Here is a 22,009-nt window from a genome sequence, read left to right on the forward strand (position 1 = left end):
ATGGAAAAACAAAAACTAATAGAAGAGATAAAAAAGTTAATTGGAACTGATGAAAATGATATAATTGATATTAATCCAAATTTTTTAGAGTATTTTCAAGAATATGAATTAGAAGCGATAAAAGATGACTTAATTTTAAAAAAAAGCCAAATAAGAGAAAGTACTTTTGATTTTTTAGATGAGATTTATGAAAAAACAAAGGAAAATTAATTTATAATAAAATTATTAGCGCGACTAGGAAGAAGAAATAAATACATTGTTAGACAACTGTGTGCTTTACAATAAATTATTTTTAAAGAAGGCGAAGAAAAATATTTAAGCCTAGCAAAAACTAAATGGAGCAAAGAATGAAAGAAATACCTTTTTATCAAACATCATTGGGGGATGAAGAATTAGGACAACTAAAAGATGTTCTTGAAATGAATAGAGATGAAAACAAAGTTATAGAATTTGAAGAAAATATAGCAAACTTTGTTGGAGCAAAACATGCAATTGCAACTTGTAATGCAACGGGAGCAATCCATCTTGCATTAAGTGCAATAAAATTAAAAAGGGGTGACAAAATTTTAATGTCAGTTAACTCTTTTGTTAATGTTCCTGAGGTTGTAAGACACTTTGATGCAGAACCAATTTTTATTGATATAAATCCAGAGGATATGAATATTGATTTAAATAAATTTGAAAAAGCATTAGAAGAGAATAAATCAAAAAAATTAAGGGGAGCAATTATCACTTTTGTTGCTGGACAAACTCCTGATTTAGATAGACTTTATGATATTGCTGAAAAATATGGGATTATTTTAATTGAAGATGCTACATCAGCTTTAGGTGTAACTTATAATGATGAAACTGTTGGAAGTTTAAGAGCAGATATGACAATCTTCTCAACAAACCCATCTAATGGTAAATATTCAGTGAGTAGAGCAGGGGTTATTGTTACAAATAACGAAGAGATTGCTGAAAGAGCAAAACTATTAAGAACTCACGCAATTACAACTACATATGATGATTTTGGAAACTTAGATTATATTTATGATGTTGTTGATATTGGACACAAATATGATATGTCTGAGTTAGATGCTGCATTTTCTTTAGCTCAATTGAAAAAAACTAATAAATTTATTAAAAGAAGAAAAGAGATTGCAAAAATCTATAAAGAGAGATTAAGTGGTATTAGACACGTTACAATTCCACCTCATAAAGATGAGCATATCTTCACTCAATTTATCATTAAAATTTCAAGAAATAGAGATGCCTTTGCAAGAGCGTTAAAAGAAAGAGGTGTATCAACAGGACTTAACTATATTCCATTACACCTATTGACATATTATAAAAACAAATATTCTATTAAAATTACAACATTTAGTTCAGCTTTAACATCATATCAACAAATTTTGTCGATTCCAATGTATCCTGGTATGACAGATGAAGATGTAAATTATATTTGTGACCAAATTATAGAAATAGCTTCTGAATGGGTATAAATATTTGAAGCAAAAGCTTTTTTTATGGGTAGAAGAGTATCTCTTCTTCCCAAACCTTTTTCAAAGACTTATATCAATACTTTTAGTCCCCTTTACTTTAGTTTATATGTTAATTATTGCTTTTAAGAGAGCAAAGTCAACCCCCATTGATTTTAAAATACCAATTATTTCTATTGGAAATATTATTGTTGGTGGAAGTGGAAAAACTCCATTAACAATAAAGCTTACTAAAAATTATGAAGATGTAGCAGTTATTTTAAGAGGATATGGAAGAAAATCAAGGGGCTTATTTGTAGTTTCAAAAAATGGAAAAATATTAACTGATATTAATACAAGTGGAGATGAAGCAATGCTTTTAGCAAAGTCATTGCCAAAGGCTACAATAATTGTTAGTGAAGATAGAAAAAAAGCTATTTTAAAGGCAAAAGAATTAAATTGTAAGTTGATATTTTTAGATGATGGTTTTTCAAAATATGATATTAAAAAGTTTGATATTTTAATAAGACCAAATATTGAACCAACAAATCTTTTATGTCTTCCAAGTGGTGGTTATAGAGAACCTAAAATGGCTTACTCATTAGCTAATCTTGAACTTCAAGAGGATGTTGATTTTAAAAGAATTGTTACTATTTATAAAGATGAAACTAAAGTAGATATATTACCCCAAAAGCTTATTTTACTTACTGCAATTTCTAAACCAAAAAGAGTTTTAGAGTTTCTACCTAAAAACACAAAAATGGTTGCTTTTGAAGATCATCATAACTTTACAGAAAATGAAATTAATGATATAAAATTAAAGTACAAAGATTATAGCTTTATTACAACTGAAAAAGATTATGTAAAGCTACAAAACTTTGTTTTTGATAATATCTACCTTGCAAAACTTGATTTAGAGATTATTTCTAAAGATAAACTTTCTTTAATAAACAAGTATATAAAAATAAATAAAATTTAATATATTAATTATTATATGTTATAATTTTATATAAGTACTAGTTTTAGTACAGAAGGAAATTACTATGAAGTTTTTTGATGATCAATCCTTTAATAACATAGAAAAATTAAAAGAAATAGAGTCTCTATTTTTTTATTTACTTAAGACTACTCCCGATTATATTTTTATAAAAGATAAAGAACATAAATTTTTATATGCTAGTGATACCATTGCAAAAAATTGTGGTTTTGAAAAAGGTTCACAATTAGTAGGAAAAACTGATTTTGAAATATTTCCAGAAGAGTTTGCAAAAATATATTATGAAGAGGAAAAGAAAGTTTTAGAAGAGGGAAAACATCTTACTGAAAGAGAAGAACCTTACTTAAAAAATGGGAAAATAGGTTATGTAAGTACTTCAAAAAGACCAATTTTTGATAAAGATGGAAATATAATTGGTGTTTTTGCAATATGTAGGGACATAACAAAAAGAAAAAAACTAGAAGAGGGTTTACAAAGAAATGCGGATTTTGACACCTTAACAAAGCTTTATAATAGAAGAATGTTCTTTGAACAATCAAAAAAACTACTTGAATTATGTAAAAGAGAATGTAAGGAAGCAGTATTATATTTTATTGATTTGGATGATTTTAAAAATATAAATGATAATTATGGTCATGATGCAGGTGATGAAGTTTTAAAGGTTATTGCAAATAGATTAAAAGAAAACTTTAGAGCATCTGATGTAATAAGTCGATTTGGAGGAGATGAGTTTTTAATCTTTACTATCTCTCAAAATGAAGAACAAGTTCATGAGACAATAAAAAAAGAGATAAAACAATTAATTTCAAAAAGAATAGAATTTAAAAATGAGAGTTTTTTTGTAAAATGTAGTATTGGTATCTCACTTTTCCCTGAAGATGGGAAAGATATTGAAAAGTTAATATCAATAGCAGATTTAAGAATGTATGAAGAGAAAAAAATACACCATTCAATAAGATAAGTTTTTAAACCTATCTTATTATATGACCTACAAATTTTGACATATTATTTAAAATTTTTTCGCCTCTTCTAAATCCTAAAGCTGATGCTTCATAAGCGTAAAATACACCAGCTTGGTAAGAGTTTCCATTTTCATCAGTTGGAAGTTCTACATATTCTTGGAAAATTGCTTTATGCCCTTCATATTCACCATGTGTTTCACAATCAATTGAACCATCAGCATTTATGATTTTTGTATTTGCTCCTTCTCTTCCAAAACATCTTTTTTCTACTTGTTTTTTCCCTTTTAATGGTTCAAAAGAAGTTTCTAAAAGAAGAGGGTGATTTGGATATAAATCCCAAAGTATTTTCATGAAACCTTTTGATTGAAACATCAAAGTGTAAGCAGGATTAAAAATAATAGCTTTTTTTTCTTTTACAATTTCTGTTAACATTAATGCAAGTTCACTCTCCTCAATGGCAATATCTTCCCAAGGAATAAGCTTAAACCAAAACTCAAAAAGTTCATCTTCTTTGTAAATACCTTCATCATTAAATTGAACATTTTCAATATATTCAAAGTCTGTATTAAAACCAGCTTCACTTGCTAGATGCTGAAGAAGTTTAGTTGTATTTATATCTTCACTCGAGCTAGAGATTGATGAGAATAATATTTTCCATCCAAGTTTTGAATAATATTCTTCAAACTTTTCTATATCCGAATCTAAAGTAATAATTCTTTTAAAATTCTCTTTTAATGCCTCCGCAAGATTATTAAATTGACTTGCATCATCAAGTCCATTTTTCTTTAGAAGTGCCCATTGAATTATAGCTGTTTCAAATAATGATGTTGGTGTATCAGCGTTAAATTCAATTAATTTTATAGGTTTACCATCAATACCACCAGCTAAATCAAATCTTGAATATAGATGCCAATGAACATCATTTTCCCATGATTCTTTTATTAACTCAACAAGATTAAAAGGGATATTTATATCATGAAACAAATTGTTTTCTATTACATATTCACCCGCTTCACAAAACATATCATAAAGCTCATTTGTAGCTTCATAAAATGCATTTGCTTCATCTTCAGTAATTTGTACAATTTCATCTGCTACATATGAAGAGTCATCCTCATCAGTATGCCAAACAAAACCTATTGATTCTAGATATTCGTCTGTTAAAGGTTGAAGTTTTTCTAAATTCATTTTTTTTATCCACCAAATCCTGAACTTTTTCCAAATAATGAAGTAGATTTTGATGTTCCTGATTTACTCCCAAAAAATCCACTTTTTTTACTACTAGTACTTGATGTAGAAGTTTTAGCTGCTTTAGTAAATGAACTTTGTGATCTACTATATGTTTGAGGTGATTTATATTGAGCTTTTCTTTGATTTTGATAATTTTGATTGTTAAACAGCTTATTTCCAATCCAAGAACCAAGCATAGCCCCTGCAATAGAAGATAATAAAACTCCACCAAGCCCCATTCCACTTGACATTTCTGGATTTGTTAAACCCGATGTCCCATTATCAATTTTTACTGCTTCTTCTTTAATTAAAGCATCAATCTCTGCTTGAGAAAGAATTCTTTCACTTCCATCTAATTCTCTTAAAACAATTGTAGTTTTAGAAGCTGGGAATTCATCTGCAATAGTGTATCCCCCACCTTGAAGTTTTTCAATGATTACAAAAGCTTCTTGTTTTTGAGAAGCACTTGTAAAAGCGTTGTTTTGAGCTTGGTTTTGATTGTTTGCAGATTTATCTTCACATCCTGTTAATCCTGCAATTAAAATTGCTCCAAGACCACCAACTATAGTATAATTTGATATTTTTTTTATATGATTATTTCTTTTCAATATTCTTCCTTTTATTCTTTTAGTGCTTTTCTCATAGTTTCTATAATCTCTTGAGTTGCTTTTTGTTTAGTGAAATATTCAAATGCTAAAACACCTTGATATAAAAGCATGTCTTCACCATCTTTAACTTCACAATTTTTATCTTTAGCAAGTGCTAAAAATGGTGTTATTTTCCCATAAACACAATCAAAAGCAAATGAGGCTTTTTCTAAAACTTCATCTAAAATCTCTTTAGGAGCTGGTAAATATTCATCTTTTAGTCCTGCACTTGTAGAGTTTACTACTAAATCAAAATCACAAGTTTCAAAACTATCCCAAGTAGAACATTTAATGCCTTCATTTTTGAAAAAATCTAATTTTCCTTCACTTCTATTTAAAACAGTTACATTGATATTACTTTCTTGCAAGGCTAGAGCAATTGCTTTAGCTGTACCACCTGCACCTAACAAAAGTACATTTTTAATAACTCCAAAAGATTCAATCGCCTTTAAAAAACCAGGAGCATCAGTATTATATGCAACAATCTTATCATTTTCATATATATAAGTATTTACAGCTTTAATCTTATTTGCAATGCCCCTAACTTCATCGGCTTCATTAAAAGCTACCTCTTTGTGAGGAACAGTGATATTCGCACCTAAATATCTTTTTTGTAAAAAAGTATTTTTAAGAGTATTTGGATCTTCTATCAAATGTTTTACATACTCACCATCAAAATTTAGTTTTTTAAATCCTGCATTGTGCATTTGTGGTGATTTAGAATGTGCTACTGGGTTTCCAAAAATTGCAAATTTATTTATCATTATAATCCTTTAAGTGTGGCGATTTTATCAAAAAAACAATAAGAGTAAATTAAATTATAATAAGTACAATAACTATAAAAATTAATTGGATTTTATATGGATAAAATATTCTTTACTTTTACAAATATTGATGATGGAAATCTTGCTTTCCATGTTCCAGATACTAAGGACAATGTTGATAAAAATAGAAAAAAACTTTTAAAAAAATATAATTTGGAAAATAAAAAATTAATCTCTATGAATCAAGTTCATGGTAACAATATCAAAATTGTTGATTCTTCTTCCCCCAATATAATCGATAATTGTGATGGGATAATTACAAATGATAAAGATGTTGTTTTGATGGTTATGGTAGCAGATTGCATTCCAATTATATTTATTGATAGAAAAAAAGGTGTTATAGCTGCAGTTCATGCAGGTAGAAATTCTACTTTTTTAAAGATTTCTGAACTTACAGCTAAAAAAATGGTTAATGAGTTTAATTGTAACTATACTGATATTGAAGTGCATATGGGTCCATCAATACAAAAATGTTGTTATGAAGTAAGTGATGAAATGGTTACCATTGTTGAAAAAAGTTTTGGTAAAGGGTTTGTAAATGGAAGATTTATTGACCTTCAAGGGATAAATTTAAGCTTATTAAAGAGCTTAAATATTAGTAATATAACTATATCTAATACTTGTACGAAGTGCTCAAATGAGCCATATTTCTCATATAGAGTAGATAATAAATGTGGTAGATTTGCTGGAATTGTCACAAAATAGGCACTTATGTAAAAATTATGTATATTTCATGTAAATATTATGTCTCTTAAAGAAATATTAAAGTTCATAAGCTTAAATTATGATTTTCTTCTTTTTTGTAAGTTTTAATGAGTTACAATTTGGTAACCCCTAAACAAAGAGAGAGGATAAAAAATGAGTAAACAACCTGTTACTAGAGAAGAGGCGTTGGAGTATCACCAATACCCAAGAGCTGGAAAATTAGCTATTGAAACAACAACTGAATTAAAAACTCAAGAAGATTTATCAAAAGCTTATACTCCAGGTGTTGCATTCCCATGCTTAGAGATTGAAGAAAATCCAGAAAATGCATATAAATATACTGCAAAAAGAAATCTTGTTGCAGTAATTACAAATGGTACAGCTGTATTAGGACTTGGTAATATTGGAGCATTAGCTGCTAAGCCAGTTATGGAAGGGAAGTCAGTATTATTTAAGAAGTTTTCAGCAATTGATTCTTTTGATATTGAAGTTGATGAAGAAAATCCAGAAAAATTTATTGATGTATGTAAAGCTATCGCACCAACATTTGGTGGAATTAACTTAGAAGATATAAAATCACCTGAGTGTTTTGAAATTGAAAAAAGATTAATTGAAGAGCTTGATATACCAGTTATGCATGATGATCAACATGGAACAGCTATTATTACATCTGCTGGTGTAATTAATGCTTGTGATATTTTAGGAAAAAAACTTGAAGAATTAAAAGTTGTTGTTGTTGGAGCAGGTGCAGCAGCGATTTCTTGTTCAAGAATGTACAAAGCTATTGGAATTAAAAACATTATTATGATAGATTCAAAAGGTGTTTGTCACGATGGCAGAGATGATTTAAATAAATTTAAAAAAGAGTTTTCAGTAAAAGAACCAATGACAAAAATGGATGCGTTTAGGGAAGCAGACATGGTTCTAGGATTATCTAGACCTGGAACTTTTACACAAGAACATATTGCTGTTATGGCAGATGAACCAATCGTATTTACATTGGCTAACCCAACTCCAGAATTATTTCCTGATGAGATTTTAGCAATTAGAGATAAAGCTTTAGTTGGTACAGGAAGAAGTGATTTTAATAACCAAGTAAATAATGTAATTGGATTTCCTTTTATTTTTAGAGGAGCACTAGACGTAAAAGCTAAAAAAATAAACATGGCAATGAAAAAAGCTGCTGCATATGCAATTGCAGATTTAGCTAAAAAACCAGTTACAGATGATATCAAAGCTATTTTTGGTGATCATATTACTTATTCAAAAGAGTATATTATTCCAAAACCGTTTGATAAAAGACTTATTGTTGAAATTTCAAGTGCTGTGGCAAAAGCTGCAGTTGAATCTGGTGTTGCTAGAGAGAAAAATTATGACCATGAGGCGTATAGAGAACAACTATCTAAAATGATTTAAATCTTTATTTTGGTATTATTCCATTCTTAATTTTAGGATGGAATAATACTATGAAAGAATATATACTTTTAATTGATACTTTTGATGCAAAAGGACTTGTTTACAATGTCTCAAAAGTTCTTTTTGCAAACAATTTAAATATTGAACAAAATGCTGAATATGTTGATAAAGAAACAAACAAGTTTTTTATGAGAACTGTTATCTCTGGTGATTTAAATGAAAATATTTTACTTAAAGAGTTAACTGAGGTTTTACCAAAAGAATCAACAATTAAACTAAACAAAAAATCAAAGAAAAATATTGTAATTTTAGCTACAAAAGAATCACATGTTTTAGGTGATTTATTAATCAGATATATTGATGGTGAACTTGATGCAAATATTCAAGCTGTTATTGCTAATCATGATTATTTACAAGATTTAGTTGAAAAATTTAATATTCCATTTCACTGTATAAGTGCAGAAAATATGGAACGAGAAGACCATGAAAATTTAGTAATTGAAAAAATCAATGAATATAATCCTGAGTTAATAGTTTTAGCTAAATATATGAGAATTTTAACTCCAAAATTTGTTGAAACTTACCCTAGAAAAGTTTTAAATATTCACCACTCTTTCTTACCTGCATTTATTGGTGCAAATCCATATAAACAAGCACACCATAGAGGTGTTAAGATTATTGGAGCAACTGCACACTATGTAACTGATGATTTGGATGAAGGTCCGATTATATCTCAAGATGTAGTAAGAGTTGACCATACATACTCTTGGCAAGATATGAGAAGAGCTGGAAGAAACGTAGAAAAAGTTGTATTATCAAATGCTTTACAACTTCTTTTAGAAGACAAAGTATTTGTTTATGGAAATAAAACGGTAGTCTTATAATGTTTAATTTAGTACTTCATGAACCAAGAATTCCAGGAAATGTTGGGACAATAGGAAGATTAGCATTTGCTCTTGATTGTACACTTCATTTAATTAAACCATATGGTTTTGGTGAGATTACAGAAAAAGAGGTTAGAAGAGCAGGGCTTGATTATTGGTTTGATTTAGATGTTAGAGAATATGAAAACATTGATGATTTTTGGTCAAAAAATCCTTTAAGTGATAGACATTTCTTTGCAACTACAAAAACAAAACAAGTTTATTTTGATATGGAATATAAAAAAGGTGACTATTTTTATTTTGGGAGGGAAGATGCAGGGTTACCTGAATCTATTATGAATAAAAATAAGCAAGGATGCATTACTATTCCTATGACAAATGATGCTAGAAGTTTAAATATTGCAAATTCTGTATCAATTGTTGCATATGAGGCATTAAGACAAAACTTTAAAGAGTTTAACTAAATATTAGTATAAACTCTTTTTTGCTTTTTTTATTAATTTTTTTATTGCTTTTAATTTTTTATTTAAGTCAACTTTTTCTTCTAGATTTTCTTCTTTTTTAATCTTTTTCTCTAGTTTTTTTCTTTTTTGTGTAAGATTTTTCATTAAGTCATCAATTTCAGTTTTATTCTCTTTTATTTCACTTTTATTCCAAGAAAAAACATTTTCAAAGTTTTCAAATAACTCTTTAATTTTCATTTTCTATCTCCCCTAACTTTCTTAAACTTTCATCTCTAATAAATATAATATTTGCAATTCTTAGTAGGTTTGTACAAATATTATAAGTTGTTGTTGAATCATTTATCAACGAAGTTGCCATTTTTGATGTAATTTTTTCATTTCTAATTAGTTCATCTATATGATTGTTTATTGATGTATTAAAAGTTTCAGTTATATCTTTTTGCTCTTGAATCATAATAGATGTATCCAATTCATTTATTGTTGGATCTTTTACTGTATTAACTAAAAGGATTGTACTAGCTAATTCCCTTTTTATTTCAAGATATTCTTTTTTTATGTACTCATTTTTACTATTTAAATAAAAATTCATATTTTTTTGTATATCTCTTGTATCTTTTAAAATTTTTACAATTATATTTGAAGCAAGTTTCAATTGGGCTACATACTCATTTTGTTCTTTATTCATATTTTGTTGAGAAAGTAATGCAAATTCAATAATCTCACTATAAAGAAGCTTTAAATTATTTTGGTAAAATGAATCTAAATCAGTATCAATTTTTTTAACTTCTGCGTTTATAATTCTATCAAGGTCTTCTTTTGTTTTTAATTCAGTTGAATGGATAGATATTGCATGAAGTATAGCTTTTTGAGCATTATCATATAGATGATGTAGCTCTTTTTGAATTGAAACCATTGCATTATATGGTATTTTAATATTAGCTTTATCAAGATAGATTGGTTTTGAAGGTTTTTTATATTTTTCATCACTAATAAATTTTTTCGAAAGATTTACAATTATTTGTATAAATGGGTAAAGAACTATTATCCCTAAAAGGTTGAATATTGTATGAAATAATGCAAGTTTCATAGAATAATTTTTTTCTTCTATCCCTATATAAAGGGATAAAAAGTCTACTAAATCTTTTAAAATATATATTAATGCAACTGCAATTAATCCTGTTGAAATATTAAATATAAAATGCCCAAATGCAAGACGTTTACCATTTTGATTAGAGGTTAATGAGCCAAGAATAGCTGTAACTGTTGTACCTATATTTGCACCTATTGCAAGGGCAAGGGCATCGATATAGAGGATATTTCCCCCTGCAAGTGCTGTAATTATAATTGCCATTGTTGCACTACTAGATTGAATAATTACAGTTGAAACAGCTCCAATTAAAATATAAATAAAAATTCCTAAATATCCACCAACAGAATATTTTGCCAAATCAATAGAAGCACTTAATGTGTCAAATCCCTCTTTCATGTAAGAGATTCCTAAAAAAATAAAACCTAAACCTAATAAAATATTTCCTAATCCAACATATGTAGAGGATTTAGAAAATCTAAAAATTACACCAAATATAATCATTGGCATAGCATATAGTGAAATTTTCAACTTTAATCCAAATGCTGAAACAATCCATGCAGTTGTTGTACTTCCTAAATTTGCACCAAAAACTATTGCAATTGCTTTTGTAAGGGAAATTAATTCAACAGACAAAAAAGATATTACAATTACAGATATCAAAGAAGAGCTTTGTACAATTGATGTTGTAATAAAACCTGTTAATACAGATTTAAATGAACTTGAAGTGAATTTTTTTAAAACATTTTCTAGGGTTCCCCCTGAAAAAAGTTTAAAACCATCCTCCATAAAGTGCATCCCAATTAGGAAAATTGCAATACCTGCTAAAATTGTTTTTATATTATCTTCGGATATAACATAAAATGCAGTGATTATTAATACACATAATATAAAAATTCTTTTTATCATCTCTTTGCCTATATTTTATTACTTTAAGAAATAATGATAAATAAATAAAGTAAAAAATTAACTTAAATCATAAATTAATAATATTTTAACTTAGTAACAATATAATAAAATAAATATTTTTTGGAGCTTCCTTGCATAAAATACTTGTTTTAGAAGATGATGAATTATTCCTTGAAACACTTGAAGATTTCCTAGAAGATGAAGGTTTTGAAATAAAAACTGCATCAAATGGTGAAGAGGTTTTAAGTATTACATATGAGAATAATTTTGATTTATACCTTTTTGATATTAATGTTCCCCTTATTGATGGAATTAGTCTCTTAAAAGAGTTAAGAAACTCTGGAGATAATACCCCTGCTATTTATCTAACTTCATATAAAGATAAAGAAAAATTAACCCAAGGATTTTTAACTGGTTGTGATGATTATTTAAAAAAACCTATTGATCTTGATGAACTTCTACTTAGAATTCAATCTTTATTAAAAAGAAGTGGAAAATCCTTTGAAGATATTAAATTAACAGAATATTTAACTTTTGACCCGATGAATAGAAGGGTTTTGTCAAATGGTACAGATATAAATCTTGCAGCTAAGGTTATTGATTTACTTGAACTATTTTTAGAAAAAAAAGAAAAGATTATAACTAAAGAGATGATTATTGATAGGCTTTGGGGCTGTTCTGAAGGTTATAGTGAAGGTTCAATTAGAGTTTATATTAATAACCTTAAAAAACTTCTTGGAAAAGATTCAATCAAAAATATAAAAGGTATTGGGTATAAAATTGAATTATAAAAAAAGAAACTTTTTAATCACTAATTCAATAATTGTTTTATTTGTTTTATTATTATCATTACTTTTAAATTTTTATTTAAATTCATTTATTGGTTTTAATCAAGAAACATTTATGTTTATTACTTTAACAGTTTTATTTTTTGGTTTAGGTTTATATCTTTTATTAAGTAAATCTATCTTTGAACCACTTTTCAAAAGTGATGAAAATCTACAAAAAACTGTAAAAGAGACCTTACATGAATTAAATATTCCTGTTTCTACAATTAATTTAAATACTCAAATGTTAGAAAAAAAGATTACAGATGAAAAGGCATTAAAAAGACTAAGTCGAATAAAAAAAGCCTCAAATGAATTATTAAGACTTTATGAGGATATGGAATATCAGATAAAAAAAGAGATTGATAAAGTTGATGTTTCTGTATTTAATTTAAAAGATGTTACTTTTAATAGTTTAGATAAATTTGAAGATTTAAAAAAAGATATAAAAATAGAAGTAAATATTGAAGATTGTCAATTGAAAACTGATTTAAATGGTTTTTCTAAAATGCTTGATAATCTTATTTCGAATGCTTTAAAATATAATTTAGAAGAAAATGGTTTAATAAAAATCACATATAACAATAATATTTTATCTATTTATAATACTGGAAAAGAGATTGATACAAAAAACTTATTTATTATCTTTGATAAGTTTTTTCAAGAAGACTCTTCAAAGAATGGTTTTGGACTAGGACTTTCTATGGTAAAAGAGTTTTGTGATAAAAATAAAATTGCCATAAAAATTGAACCATCTGCCAAGGGAAATAAATTTATTTTAAATTTTAAAAATATCATAAACTAATAATTAACTCAAATATTTAAAAAAAATCTAAGACTTCTCAAAATATTAACACTTAATTAACAAATTGTAATTAATATTACAACATTAAATCTCCCATCTAAACAAAGTTTGGCGACCTAGATAGATGGAAGATAGTGAATTAACACCACTTCTATTATACTGAAATATTCTTTCATATTTTAAAGTGGTAATTAAAGTATGGAGAAGAAATGCCTAAAATAAAAAAATCTATAAGTTTAGTAACATCCTTAATATTGGTTAATAGTTTGAATGCAGTTGAATTAGAATCAATAAATGTTGTTTCATCAACTATTGATGATAAATATGAAGAAAAATTAAATAGTACTTCAAACACTTTTATTATAGATAATGAAGAAATAGAAAAAATGGACCCTACAAATGTAGAAGATATTTTAAATACTATTCCTGGAATCACAGCTTCAAATGTTGGAAATGATAGAGTGAAAATCCACATTAGAGGTATTGATAATCAAATGTACATGGGTGAAAGACCTGGTGTGGCTATAGTTATTGATGGTGTACCAGTTCAAGAAACTACTGGAAAAATTAATCTAGATTTAGACAATATTGAATCAATTAAAGTTATAAAGGGAAGTGCTTCATATTTGTATGGAAATGATGCAATTGGTGGTGCTTTAGTAATTACAACAAAAAGACCAAAAGGTATTAGTACTTCAAAATTTGAAACTGAAGTTGGTAGTTTTGGATTTAAAAGAGCTTTACTTGGTACAAATCAAAGTTTTGATAACAGTTCATTACAATTACAAGCTTCTTATAGAGATACAGATGGTTATTGGCATGATGCATATTTAAATCATAAATCAATTAATGGTAAATATCAATATTACTTAAATGATAATAGTGATTTAACATTTGGGCTTGATTACACAAAAAGAAAATCTGGTGATGGAACTAGTGTTCATGGAATTGATGCAGTTATAAACGATCCTAAAAGTGTCAATGAAGTCTCTTATGCAGGGTTTTATGATACCTCTTTAATAAAAACATTTTTAACTTACTCAAATGATATTGATGATACTTCAAATTTTATGGCAGTTATTTCTAGATATCAAGATGATACAACAAGTAGATCATCTAGAGATAGTACGGATACTTTCCATTTAAAAAATAATGATGAAAAATGGATTCAAAATACATTTAAATCAGAATATAGAAAATCTTTTGGAAATATAGCCGCTATGATTGGTGTAAATTTAGAAAAAAATTCACAAGACAATGAATCAGTTCAAAGGGTAACATATGGTTCACCATGGACTGGTATTACAACAGCTGGAACACTATTATCTGATAATAATACAGATGAAAATATTTCTGCAATATATTTGGAATTGCAATATAAAATCACACCTAAATTAAATATAGTAGGAAACTATAGATATGATTATATCTCATATGATTATAAAAATAACATGGATAGTTCATTAAATGTTGATCCAAGCTATAATAATAGCTCATTTAAATTGGGTTTAAATTATGAGTTAGATGAAAACAACTATTTATATACTAGTTACTCAACAGGTTTTAGAGCTCCAACTGCAGGTCAGATTAGTGGAAATTTAAGTCTTTTACAATCAAATCCTGCTTTAGATATTCCAACTGAATTAGATCCAGAAAAAACACAAAATTTTGAAGTTGGAATAAAAGGAACATTTAAAAATATCAACTATGATTTATCAGCTTATCAGTTAGATAGAATTGATTATATTGGTAAAAAAGCAGGTAGTTATATTTGGTCTACAGATGATGATGAATATTTAGCCGTTGATAATGTAGGTGACATGAGAAGTAGAGGAATTGAACTTGCAATAAATAGTAAAATCAATGATAGCTTTTCTTACAATTTAGCATATACCTTTTTAGATGCTAAATTAATAGATTATTCTGTTAATCCAAATGATGGTAATCCTGAAATTGAACTAGATGGAAATTATGTTCCTAGAACATCAAGACATACATTAAATTTTGGTCTTGATTGGAATGTTAATCAAAAATTTGTTTTATCTCCAGAAGTAGTGGCTAAAAGTAGTTATTACGCAGATGAAGCAAACTTATATAAACAACCAGGTTATGCAGTTATAAATTTAAGAGGTAATTATAAGATTACAGATTCTTTAGAAGTTTTTGGAAAGATTACAAATTTATTAGATAAAAACTACTATCAATTTGTAAATGTATCTTATGGAAGTGATATGACTGATGCAACAATTAGAGTAGCTCATCCAAGAGCATTCTATGCAGGTTTAAGATATAAATTTTAGTAAATATTGATGGAAATTATAACTTTATTTTCTCTTTTTATTCTTGGAATATCCTATGGATCAACGGCATGCATGTTTTCATGTATGCCATTTTTAACACCACTTTTAGTTACAAATTCTGGTTCTATCGCAAGTGCTAATAAAGTGGTTATCCCTTTTTCTTTAGGTAGAGTTACAAGTTATATTTTCATCTCTATGATTGCTTCATATAGTGCTATTTTTACAAAAAATATTATCAAAGATACGCAAACATTTCAAATACTTTTAGGTCTTTTTACAATATCTATGAGTCTTTATCTTTTTTACAAAATTTTTAATAAAAATAGTTCATGTGGTTCATCAAATGTAAAAGTTAAAACAAAAGGGTCATTTGCAATTTTTACAATGGGTCTTTTGATTTCACTAAATCCATGTGTTCCAGTTTTAACACTAATTTCATTTTCTGCTAATACTACAACTTTAAGTGAAGGCTTTCTTTATGGTCTTTTCTTTGGATTTGGTGCAGTAATTACACCCTATGTATTTTACACACTTTTAGTATCAAATATTGTTAGTGGTTTAATTGAAGCCTTTAAAAAATATTCAAAAATCATAGAGTTAAGCTCTATTGCTTTTTTATTTTTAGTGGGTTGTTTGATTTTACTTGGAAAAGTTAATTTATAAGGAAAAAATTTAATGATTGATTTTGTTAAAAGAGATAACAACGATATCTTTAAAAACTCTATTTTAGGCTTTTTATTTAAAAACAAAAAGTTTTTATTAGCTTTAAGAATAGCAGTTACAGCTTTATTTTTTTATGCAATTTATTATGGATTTGTAAATCCTGGTCGTGATAATATTTTTACAGGAGCAGTTTTCTGGGGAATATTTTGGGCTTTATTTATGGTTGTAACTTTATCTACTTTTGGGAGAATTTTTTGTGGTATTTGTCCCCATGGATTTTTAGGAAAATATATCACAAAGTTTGGTTTGAAAAAAACAATGCCAAAATGGATGCAAAATAGATATATTGGTATTTTGATTTTAGTTATTGGTTGGTGGGGTGTTTATTATACCTTTGATGGTTTTTGGAAGTCTGCATTTAATACTGCACTAATGTTTTCAGTACTAACACTACTTTCTTTTATTATATATTATATTTATAAAGATATGAGTTATTGCAAATATATTTGTCCTATAGGAACTCTTACAAGGGCATATGATAAACTATCTTTTACTAAATTAGAAACTTATACACAGCATTGTAAAGATTGTAAAACTTTTGAGTGTGCAAATGCTTGTGAGTATAATTTAAAACCTTTTACTTTTGCAAAAAAGAATCAAACAGATGATTGTACTTTATGTATGGATTGTGCCACTTCTTGTGAAGCAGTAAGTTTTAAATTCACAAAACCTGCTGAACAATTAAATAAAAAATTAAAAATTCTGAATGCAGAAATATGGACATATATTTTAATCTTGGCTTCAATACCTGTATCAATGGGCTTTGCCCATGGTTTAAATAGAAGCAATATAGCTGAAGAGTTTATTTGGAATAAAACAGCAGCTTTTTTTGATTTAACACAATATGCTGGTGGTTTTGCTTTCCTTTATGCTGTTATATTTACAGTTTTCTTCTCATTTTTAGGACTTTTTTTAGCTTCTAAAGTATTAAAAAAAGAGTTCAATCAAATATTTACAACATTAGGAATTGCATTTATTCCACTTTTTATTTTTGCTTCACTAGGGCATACTTTAGAGATGTTCTTTATAAAAGATTATGTAAAAATAGTTGAAGGTTTTGCACAAGCTTTTGGAATGAGTGTTGATGTTGTACCCTTAGCTAAAAGAGGTGATGCTTGGTTACATTACTTTAAACTATTTAAATGGATTGGTGTAATTTGGGCTTTTATTATCCTTTACAAAAGAATAAAACTTATTGATAGTACAAAAGTAAGAAAACTATTTGGGTTTTTCTTTGCTTCCTTTGCCATACTATTTTATATAGGTCTTAATATTTACACTGGTTATATTTTCTCTAAATATGGAGCAAAAGCTAGAGGTGGACATTCTCATGGTGGAAATGCTTCTGGAAAAATGTTTCAAACTGTTTCCTTTAAAGATGCAACTTTAATCCAAGAGGGAAAAGATAAAACAAGTGGTGTTGTTTGTGGTATGAACTTACCAATGTTTTATAAAACAAACCATAGTACAACTTTAGATGGAAAACCTAGACAATACTGTTCTATTCATTGTTTAACTGAAGATTTAAAAATAAAAAAACTTTCCCTTGAAAATATAAAAGTAGTTGATGTAACTACTTTAAAGTTTATTGATGCAAAAAGTGCTTTTTATGTAGTTGGAAGTAGACAAAAAGGTACTATGTCAATGGTTAGTAAATATGCCTTTGCAAATAAAAAAGATGCATTTGTTTTTAGTAAAAAATATGGAGGAGAAGTTGTTGATTTCCAAAAAGCAATGGAAAAAGCAATGGAAGATTTTAAACCAAAAAAATCATGGGGTAAAAAAGCTTCTATAAATCCAAAACAAGAGTTTTACTTGTCTTTAACAGATCCAACTGCAAAGAAAAAATCTTATGGTGGACATATGCATGGTGGTGGAGGTAAACCATCATCAAAAAAAGTTATTCCAACAAAAAAACTTTATTTAGCCTATGAAAACAGAGGTAAAAAATCAATTTATCCTACAAAAAATATTAGTTTTTATGTCTTTGATAAAAATCAAAATCAAAAAGATATTATTGAAGAGAATTCGAGGGGTAAAAAAGTTTATAAATTTGAAACTCCTAGCAATGGATATTATAATATCTTTGCAATTGAGCAAACAAAAGTAGATGAGAAATCATATTATAAAGTTGCAAAGCTAGAGCATCTTCAAGGCAAACATGGAAGTGATGATATTTATACTAAAGATATAAAAAAAGAGTTAAATCAAAATGTATCAAAAATAGATTTAATTAGAATTAAAAGTGAAGATGAAGATAGCTTTTTTTATAGACTTAGTATGGGAGATACTCTAAGTTTCAAAGCTTTATTTAATGGAAAACCACTAAAAGATGCACCACTAAAAATAAAACTTCAAAGTGGATGGGTAAAAAGATTTAAAACTGATGACAATGGTTTAGTAAATATTACACTTATTAGAGACTATTTCCCAAATTGGGAAGATTTTGACAAAAGATATAAACAGGAGTTAATGTTAACTTTAGAGTATGAAGTTGAAAATGAAAAGTATATTTTAACTTATCCTGCTTTTTATTATCCAAATAAAAGCGACTATGAGTCATACTCATATGGTCTGATAATTCTTTTAATAACTTCACTAATAGGTGGTTTTATAGTTTATAGATTTAGAAAAAATAGAACAAAAGCCTTTGCAGAGACTAGATATGTTAAGTAGATTAAAAAGAACAGTAAATAATGTAAATCTGATTAGATTTAGAAATATTATTCAAATTTTAACTTTTATTCTTTTTATTTATGGTGGCTATTTTGCAATAGATCTTGGCTCAAGACTTCCAATATTTGCTTGTCCATATAATGACACAACATCAGGCGCATGTTATTTGATTCCTTTACAGCATCAACTTTCAATGCCTACACAAGTTTTATTGGGTGGGGCTTCAATAGCTGTAATAACTGGAATTTTAGTCTTTTTATTTTGGTTTGTATTTTTAAATAAAGCTTGGTGTGGATATGTTTGTCCTTTTGGGACTTTACAAGATTGGATGACTAAACTTAGAAAATCTATTGGTATAAGATATTCAACTTATACACAACATCAATTTGAAAAACTCTCAAAAATAAAATATATCTTTTTATTTATAGTTTTGGTTTTTCCTTTACTAATGGGAGTTGGTCTTTTAGGTTCAGAGTGGTCAGCAGCTTTTTGTAAAATTTGTCCAGCAAGAATAATTACACCAATGTTTAGTGGTGATTTTTCACAATGGGCAATTGATTTTTCAAGTAAAACAGCAATTTTACTAACAACCCTTGGGGTTGTTTTTGCAGGACTTTTCTTTATTGGTAGTTTTATTAAAAAAAGATTCTTTTGCTTTTTTTGCCCTATGAGTGCATTACACTATATTTTTTCAAAAATCTCAATAGTTCAGTTTAAAAAAGATGGAAGTAAGTGTACAAGATGTGGGGATTGTTATGCTGTTTGTGATATGCAAATAAAAGATATAGCTGATAATGTAACTGATACAAATATTTTGAGGGATGATTGTATTTTATGTTTAAAATGTATAGCTGCGTGTCCTGAGGATGATGTACTACATTTTGATATTTTTAAGATAAAAGCTTTCACTTCCACAAAAGAGGGCTTTGAAAAAAGAATGGGAATAGAATATTTAAAGGCAAACAATGACAAGTAAATTTAAACATGATATAGAATCACCACTTCAAAAACAAAATCGTCATAAAGCTATGGAAGCTATTAGAATTATAAATACTTTAAAAGATGATTTTAAAAATCCAATTGAGAGTATGAATTACTTTTATAAGCTTTTTGAAGATGTATTTTGTAATCAAAAATCTTTGCATGATGGAAAATTAAAAGTTGGAACGATGTGTATACAAATACCAAGTGAGATTATATACGCTTTAGATGCCGTTCCAATTAGACTTTGTAATGGGTTTTATAGTGATGATGAGATTGGTAGTGATTATATGCCCCAAAAATCGTGTCCTTTAGTTCGTTCAACAGTAGGACATTTTGCTTCAGGAAACTTTTCTGATAAACCTCATTTAATTTACTCTCCAACAACTTGTGATCAAAAAACAAAAGCGGGAGTTACAATAGAAAGCTTTGGATACGAAGTTGTTGATGTTGATTTTCCAAGAGTTAAAGATAGTGAGATTAGTAGGGAGTATTTTAGAAGAAGTATTAGAGAGTTTGCAATAGATTTATCAAAAAAAACTGGAAATAAACTAAATAAAAAGAGTTTAAAACAAAGTATTGCAAAGATTGGCTATGCACAATCACTCTATCATAAACTATGTGAATATAGAAAAAAGAAAAATATTGTAATTAGTGGAAATGATATGTTTTTTGTGACAAATGCATTTTTTTTTGACAAAATTGATTCATGGATAGATGCTTGTGAAAATCTTTTAAAAGAGTGCAAACAAAGGGAGGATGAAAACCTGTTTGTAAATGGAAAAATTAGTCCTAGAATAGTTTATACAGGTTCACCTCCAATTTTCCCAAATTATAAAGTTCCTATAGTAATTGAAGAATCAGATGGAATTATTGTTGCAGATGAAACCTGTAGTTCAAATAGAATGTTCAATGATAGAGTTGCAGTTGATGAGTGGTTTGTAAATGATATGTTAGATTCAATGGCAGATAAATATTTAAAAGCTTGTACTTGTCCCATCTTTACTAAAAATGATGACCGAATTAGAAGAATAATTGATTTAGTAAAAACTTATAGTGCCGATGGAGTTGTTTATCAATCATTTGCAGGTTGTACAGTTTATGAAGCAGAACAAAGAAGTGTTTTAGAAGCAATGGAAAAAGAGGGAATTCCTATTTTATATATTGAAAGTGATTATAGTCCATCGCAAGGTGGACAATTAACTACTAGAGTTGAAGCATTTATAGAGTCATTAAAAACAAGAAAGAGGATAAAAAAGTGAAATATTTTGTAGGTATAGATATAGGTTCAACATCAATAAAAATTTCTATTATTGATGAAAAGAAAAATTTAATTGGTTCAAAAACTAGTGCTAGTGGAAGTATGTTTTATAAATATGCCCAAGAAACTTTAGATTTACTTTTAAAAGAACTTGAAATATCACCAAAGGATGTTGTTTATACTGTATCAACGGGATATGGAAGAAAACTTTATAAAGAAGCTGATGAAAATATTAGTGAGATTACAGCAAATGCAATTGGAGCAAGAGCAAGTGCTAAAGAGTTTGGAGAGATTAAAACCATCATAAACATTGGAGGTCAAGATAGTAAAGCAATCTCTTTAGATAATGATGGAAATGTAACTAATTTTGCAATGAATGATAGATGTGCAGCTGGGACTGGAAAATTTCTTGATGTAGTTGCCTTAAAACTTGAAATGGGTGTTGATGAATTAGGTGAGAAACATTTTAAGGCTAAAGGAACACCTTTAGGTGTAAGTAGTACTTGTGCAGTATTTGCAGAGAGTGAAATTATTGGACTCCTTGGAAATAATCATAGTGTTGAAGATATTGTTTGTGGAGTTCATTATTCTATTGCAAAAAGAATTGTAAAACTTGTAAAAAGAGTTGGGGTAAAAGAAGGTATCTATTTTGATGGAGGTCCTGCACTAAATGAAGGTTTGGTAAATGCTATTGAAAATGAATTAGGAAAAAGAGTATTTATTCCAAAGTTTCCACAAGTAACTACTTCTTATGGTGCAGCTATTATGGGTGTAGATTCATTTTTATATGATCAAAATTAACTTAAAATTAACACATCTTATATAAAATTAAGTTGGTTTTTAGGAGAAGA

General features: G+C 27.6%; 21 protein-coding genes. 16 read left to right on the forward strand and 5 right to left on the reverse strand.

Annotated elements, in window-relative coordinates:
- From FDK22_RS13410 to FDK22_RS13425, 4 genes are all read left to right on the forward strand, one after another.
- Positions 1 to 210, forward strand: coding sequence for a hypothetical protein (locus FDK22_RS13410; protein ID WP_138153490.1), 210 nt, complete (start codon positions 1 to 3; stop codon positions 208 to 210).
- A gap of 137 nt (positions 211 to 347) precedes the next feature.
- Positions 348 to 1,484, forward strand: a complete 1,137-nt coding sequence (locus FDK22_RS13415) for a DegT/DnrJ/EryC1/StrS family aminotransferase (protein ID WP_138153491.1) — start codon at positions 348 to 350, stop codon at positions 1,482 to 1,484.
- Between the two features lie 4 nt (positions 1,485 to 1,488).
- Positions 1,489 to 2,439 (forward strand): tetraacyldisaccharide 4'-kinase, encoded by a 951-nt coding sequence (locus FDK22_RS13420; protein ID WP_138153492.1) that lies wholly within the window; start codon positions 1,489 to 1,491, stop codon positions 2,437 to 2,439.
- Between the two features lie 64 nt (positions 2,440 to 2,503).
- Entirely contained in the window at positions 2,504 to 3,418 is a 915-nt protein-coding gene (locus FDK22_RS13425; protein WP_138153493.1) for a GGDEF domain-containing protein, read from the forward strand.
- A 10-nt stretch (positions 3,419 to 3,428) separates the two neighbouring features.
- Here FDK22_RS13425 and FDK22_RS13430 read toward each other — a convergent pair whose 3' ends face one another.
- The 3 genes from FDK22_RS13430 to FDK22_RS13440 are packed head-to-tail and all read right to left on the reverse strand — an operon-like array spanning position 3,429 to position 6,057.
- On the reverse strand, positions 3,429 to 4,607 hold the full coding sequence (locus FDK22_RS13430) for a glutathionylspermidine synthase family protein (RefSeq protein WP_138153494.1): 1,179 nt from the start codon (positions 4,605 to 4,607) through the stop codon (positions 3,429 to 3,431).
- Between the two features lie 5 nt (positions 4,608 to 4,612).
- Positions 4,613 to 5,257 carry a UPF0323 family lipoprotein gene (locus tag FDK22_RS13435; protein WP_138153495.1) on the reverse strand — a complete coding sequence of 215 codons (645 nt, stop codon included), beginning with the start codon at positions 5,255 to 5,257 and terminating at the stop codon, positions 4,613 to 4,615.
- 11 nt (positions 5,258 to 5,268) lie between these two features.
- Positions 5,269 to 6,057 carry a shikimate dehydrogenase gene (locus tag FDK22_RS13440; protein WP_138153576.1) on the reverse strand — a complete coding sequence of 263 codons (789 nt, stop codon included), beginning with the start codon at positions 6,055 to 6,057 and terminating at the stop codon, positions 5,269 to 5,271.
- A gap of 99 nt (positions 6,058 to 6,156) precedes the next feature.
- Here FDK22_RS13440 and pgeF point away from each other — a divergent pair, with 99 nt between their 5' ends.
- From pgeF to FDK22_RS13460, 4 genes are all read left to right on the forward strand, one after another.
- On the forward strand, positions 6,157 to 6,825 hold the full coding sequence (pgeF, locus tag FDK22_RS13445; protein WP_138153496.1) for a peptidoglycan editing factor PgeF: 669 nt from the start codon (positions 6,157 to 6,159) through the stop codon (positions 6,823 to 6,825).
- A 153-nt stretch (positions 6,826 to 6,978) separates the two neighbouring features.
- The gene (locus FDK22_RS13450) at positions 6,979 to 8,241 is read left to right on the forward strand and encodes a malic enzyme-like NAD(P)-binding protein (RefSeq protein WP_138153497.1); all 1,263 of its coding nucleotides are present in this window, start codon (positions 6,979 to 6,981) and stop codon (positions 8,239 to 8,241) included.
- Positions 8,242 to 8,291: 50 nt separating this feature from the next.
- Positions 8,292 to 9,125, forward strand: a complete 834-nt coding sequence (gene purU / locus FDK22_RS13455) for a formyltetrahydrofolate deformylase (protein ID WP_138153498.1) — start codon at positions 8,292 to 8,294, stop codon at positions 9,123 to 9,125.
- On the forward strand, positions 9,125 to 9,589 hold the full coding sequence (locus FDK22_RS13460; RefSeq protein WP_138153499.1) for a tRNA (cytidine(34)-2'-O)-methyltransferase: 465 nt from the start codon (positions 9,125 to 9,127) through the stop codon (positions 9,587 to 9,589). The genes purU and FDK22_RS13460 overlap by 1 nt, the downstream gene beginning before the upstream one ends.
- A gap of 3 nt (positions 9,590 to 9,592) precedes the next feature.
- Here the strand turns inward: FDK22_RS13460 and FDK22_RS13465 are convergent, their stop codons facing one another.
- Together FDK22_RS13465 and FDK22_RS13470 are read right to left on the reverse strand one after the other, a co-directional pair.
- Complete coding sequence (locus tag FDK22_RS13465; RefSeq protein ID WP_138153500.1) at positions 9,593 to 9,826, reverse strand: hypothetical protein; 234 nt, start codon at positions 9,824 to 9,826, stop codon at positions 9,593 to 9,595.
- Positions 9,816 to 11,585 carry a Na/Pi cotransporter family protein gene (locus FDK22_RS13470; protein ID WP_138153501.1) on the reverse strand — a complete coding sequence of 590 codons (1,770 nt, stop codon included), beginning with the start codon at positions 11,583 to 11,585 and terminating at the stop codon, positions 9,816 to 9,818. The genes FDK22_RS13465 and FDK22_RS13470 overlap by 11 nt, the downstream gene beginning before the upstream one ends.
- A 131-nt stretch (positions 11,586 to 11,716) precedes the next feature.
- Here FDK22_RS13470 and FDK22_RS13475 point away from each other — a divergent pair, with 131 nt between their 5' ends.
- From FDK22_RS13475 to FDK22_RS13515, 8 genes are all read left to right on the forward strand, one after another.
- Positions 11,717 to 12,376 (forward strand): response regulator transcription factor, encoded by a 660-nt coding sequence (locus FDK22_RS13475; protein WP_138153502.1) that lies wholly within the window; start codon positions 11,717 to 11,719, stop codon positions 12,374 to 12,376.
- The gene (locus FDK22_RS13480; protein WP_138153503.1) at positions 12,366 to 13,217 is read left to right on the forward strand and encodes a sensor histidine kinase; all 852 of its coding nucleotides are present in this window, start codon (positions 12,366 to 12,368) and stop codon (positions 13,215 to 13,217) included. The genes FDK22_RS13475 and FDK22_RS13480 overlap by 11 nt, the downstream gene beginning before the upstream one ends.
- A gap of 209 nt (positions 13,218 to 13,426) precedes the next feature.
- Positions 13,427 to 15,517: a TonB-dependent receptor gene (locus tag FDK22_RS13485; protein WP_138153504.1), complete on the forward strand. Its 2,091-nt coding sequence runs from the start codon at positions 13,427 to 13,429 to the stop codon at positions 15,515 to 15,517.
- A 9-nt stretch (positions 15,518 to 15,526) separates the two neighbouring features.
- Positions 15,527 to 16,180 carry a sulfite exporter TauE/SafE family protein gene (locus FDK22_RS13490; protein ID WP_138153505.1) on the forward strand — a complete coding sequence of 218 codons (654 nt, stop codon included), beginning with the start codon at positions 15,527 to 15,529 and terminating at the stop codon, positions 16,178 to 16,180.
- Between the two features lie 12 nt (positions 16,181 to 16,192).
- Positions 16,193 to 18,916, forward strand: a complete 2,724-nt coding sequence (locus tag FDK22_RS15850) for a nitrous oxide reductase accessory protein NosL (protein WP_228711724.1) — start codon at positions 16,193 to 16,195, stop codon at positions 18,914 to 18,916.
- A complete protein-coding gene (locus tag FDK22_RS13505) occupies positions 18,906 to 19,892 on the forward strand; it encodes a 4Fe-4S binding protein (RefSeq protein ID WP_138153506.1) in 987 nt (328 codons plus the stop codon). Before FDK22_RS15850 ends, FDK22_RS13505 begins: the two co-directional genes overlap by 11 nt.
- The gene (locus FDK22_RS13510) at positions 19,882 to 21,159 is read left to right on the forward strand and encodes a 2-hydroxyacyl-CoA dehydratase subunit D (protein WP_138153507.1); all 1,278 of its coding nucleotides are present in this window, start codon (positions 19,882 to 19,884) and stop codon (positions 21,157 to 21,159) included. Before FDK22_RS13505 ends, FDK22_RS13510 begins: the two co-directional genes overlap by 11 nt.
- Positions 21,156 to 21,959 carry an acyl-CoA dehydratase activase gene (locus FDK22_RS13515; protein WP_138153508.1) on the forward strand — a complete coding sequence of 268 codons (804 nt, stop codon included), beginning with the start codon at positions 21,156 to 21,158 and terminating at the stop codon, positions 21,957 to 21,959. Before FDK22_RS13510 ends, FDK22_RS13515 begins: the two co-directional genes overlap by 4 nt.
- Positions 21,960 to 22,009: the final 50 nt, after the last annotated feature.

It is taken from the genome of Arcobacter arenosus (genome assembly GCF_005771535.1).
GTDB lineage: Bacteria > Campylobacterota > Campylobacteria > Campylobacterales > Arcobacteraceae > Halarcobacter > Halarcobacter arenosus.

Bases quoted from the DNA above. Each gene is read 5' to 3' on its own strand.
- FDK22_RS13490 (WP_138153505.1), top strand. From the start codon at position 15,527: ATGGAAATTATAACTTTATTTTCTCTTTTTATTCTTGGAATATCCTAT.
- FDK22_RS13460 (WP_138153499.1), top strand. From the start codon at position 9,125: ATGTTTAATTTAGTACTTCATGAACCAAGAATTCCAGGAAATGTTGGG.
- purU (WP_138153498.1), top strand. From the start codon at position 8,292: ATGAAAGAATATATACTTTTAATTGATACTTTTGATGCAAAAGGACTT.
- FDK22_RS13430 (WP_138153494.1), bottom strand. From the start codon at position 4,607: ATGAATTTAGAAAAACTTCAACCTTTAACAGACGAATATCTAGAATCA.
- FDK22_RS13425 (WP_138153493.1), top strand. From the start codon at position 2,504: ATGAAGTTTTTTGATGATCAATCCTTTAATAACATAGAAAAATTAAAA.
- FDK22_RS13470 (WP_138153501.1), bottom strand. From the start codon at position 11,585: ATGATAAAAAGAATTTTTATATTATGTGTATTAATAATCACTGCATTT.
- FDK22_RS13410 (WP_138153490.1), top strand. From the start codon at position 1: ATGGAAAAACAAAAACTAATAGAAGAGATAAAAAAGTTAATTGGAACT.
- FDK22_RS13465 (WP_138153500.1), bottom strand. From the start codon at position 9,826: ATGAAAATTAAAGAGTTATTTGAAAACTTTGAAAATGTTTTTTCTTGG.
- FDK22_RS13415 (WP_138153491.1), top strand. From the start codon at position 348: ATGAAAGAAATACCTTTTTATCAAACATCATTGGGGGATGAAGAATTA.
- pgeF (WP_138153496.1), top strand. From the start codon at position 6,157: ATGGATAAAATATTCTTTACTTTTACAAATATTGATGATGGAAATCTT.
- FDK22_RS13450 (WP_138153497.1), top strand. From the start codon at position 6,979: ATGAGTAAACAACCTGTTACTAGAGAAGAGGCGTTGGAGTATCACCAA.
- FDK22_RS13505 (WP_138153506.1), top strand. From the start codon at position 18,906: ATGTTAAGTAGATTAAAAAGAACAGTAAATAATGTAAATCTGATTAGA.
- FDK22_RS15850 (WP_228711724.1), top strand. From the start codon at position 16,193: ATGATTGATTTTGTTAAAAGAGATAACAACGATATCTTTAAAAACTCT.
- FDK22_RS13510 (WP_138153507.1), top strand. From the start codon at position 19,882: ATGACAAGTAAATTTAAACATGATATAGAATCACCACTTCAAAAACAA.
- FDK22_RS13485 (WP_138153504.1), top strand. From the start codon at position 13,427: ATGCCTAAAATAAAAAAATCTATAAGTTTAGTAACATCCTTAATATTG.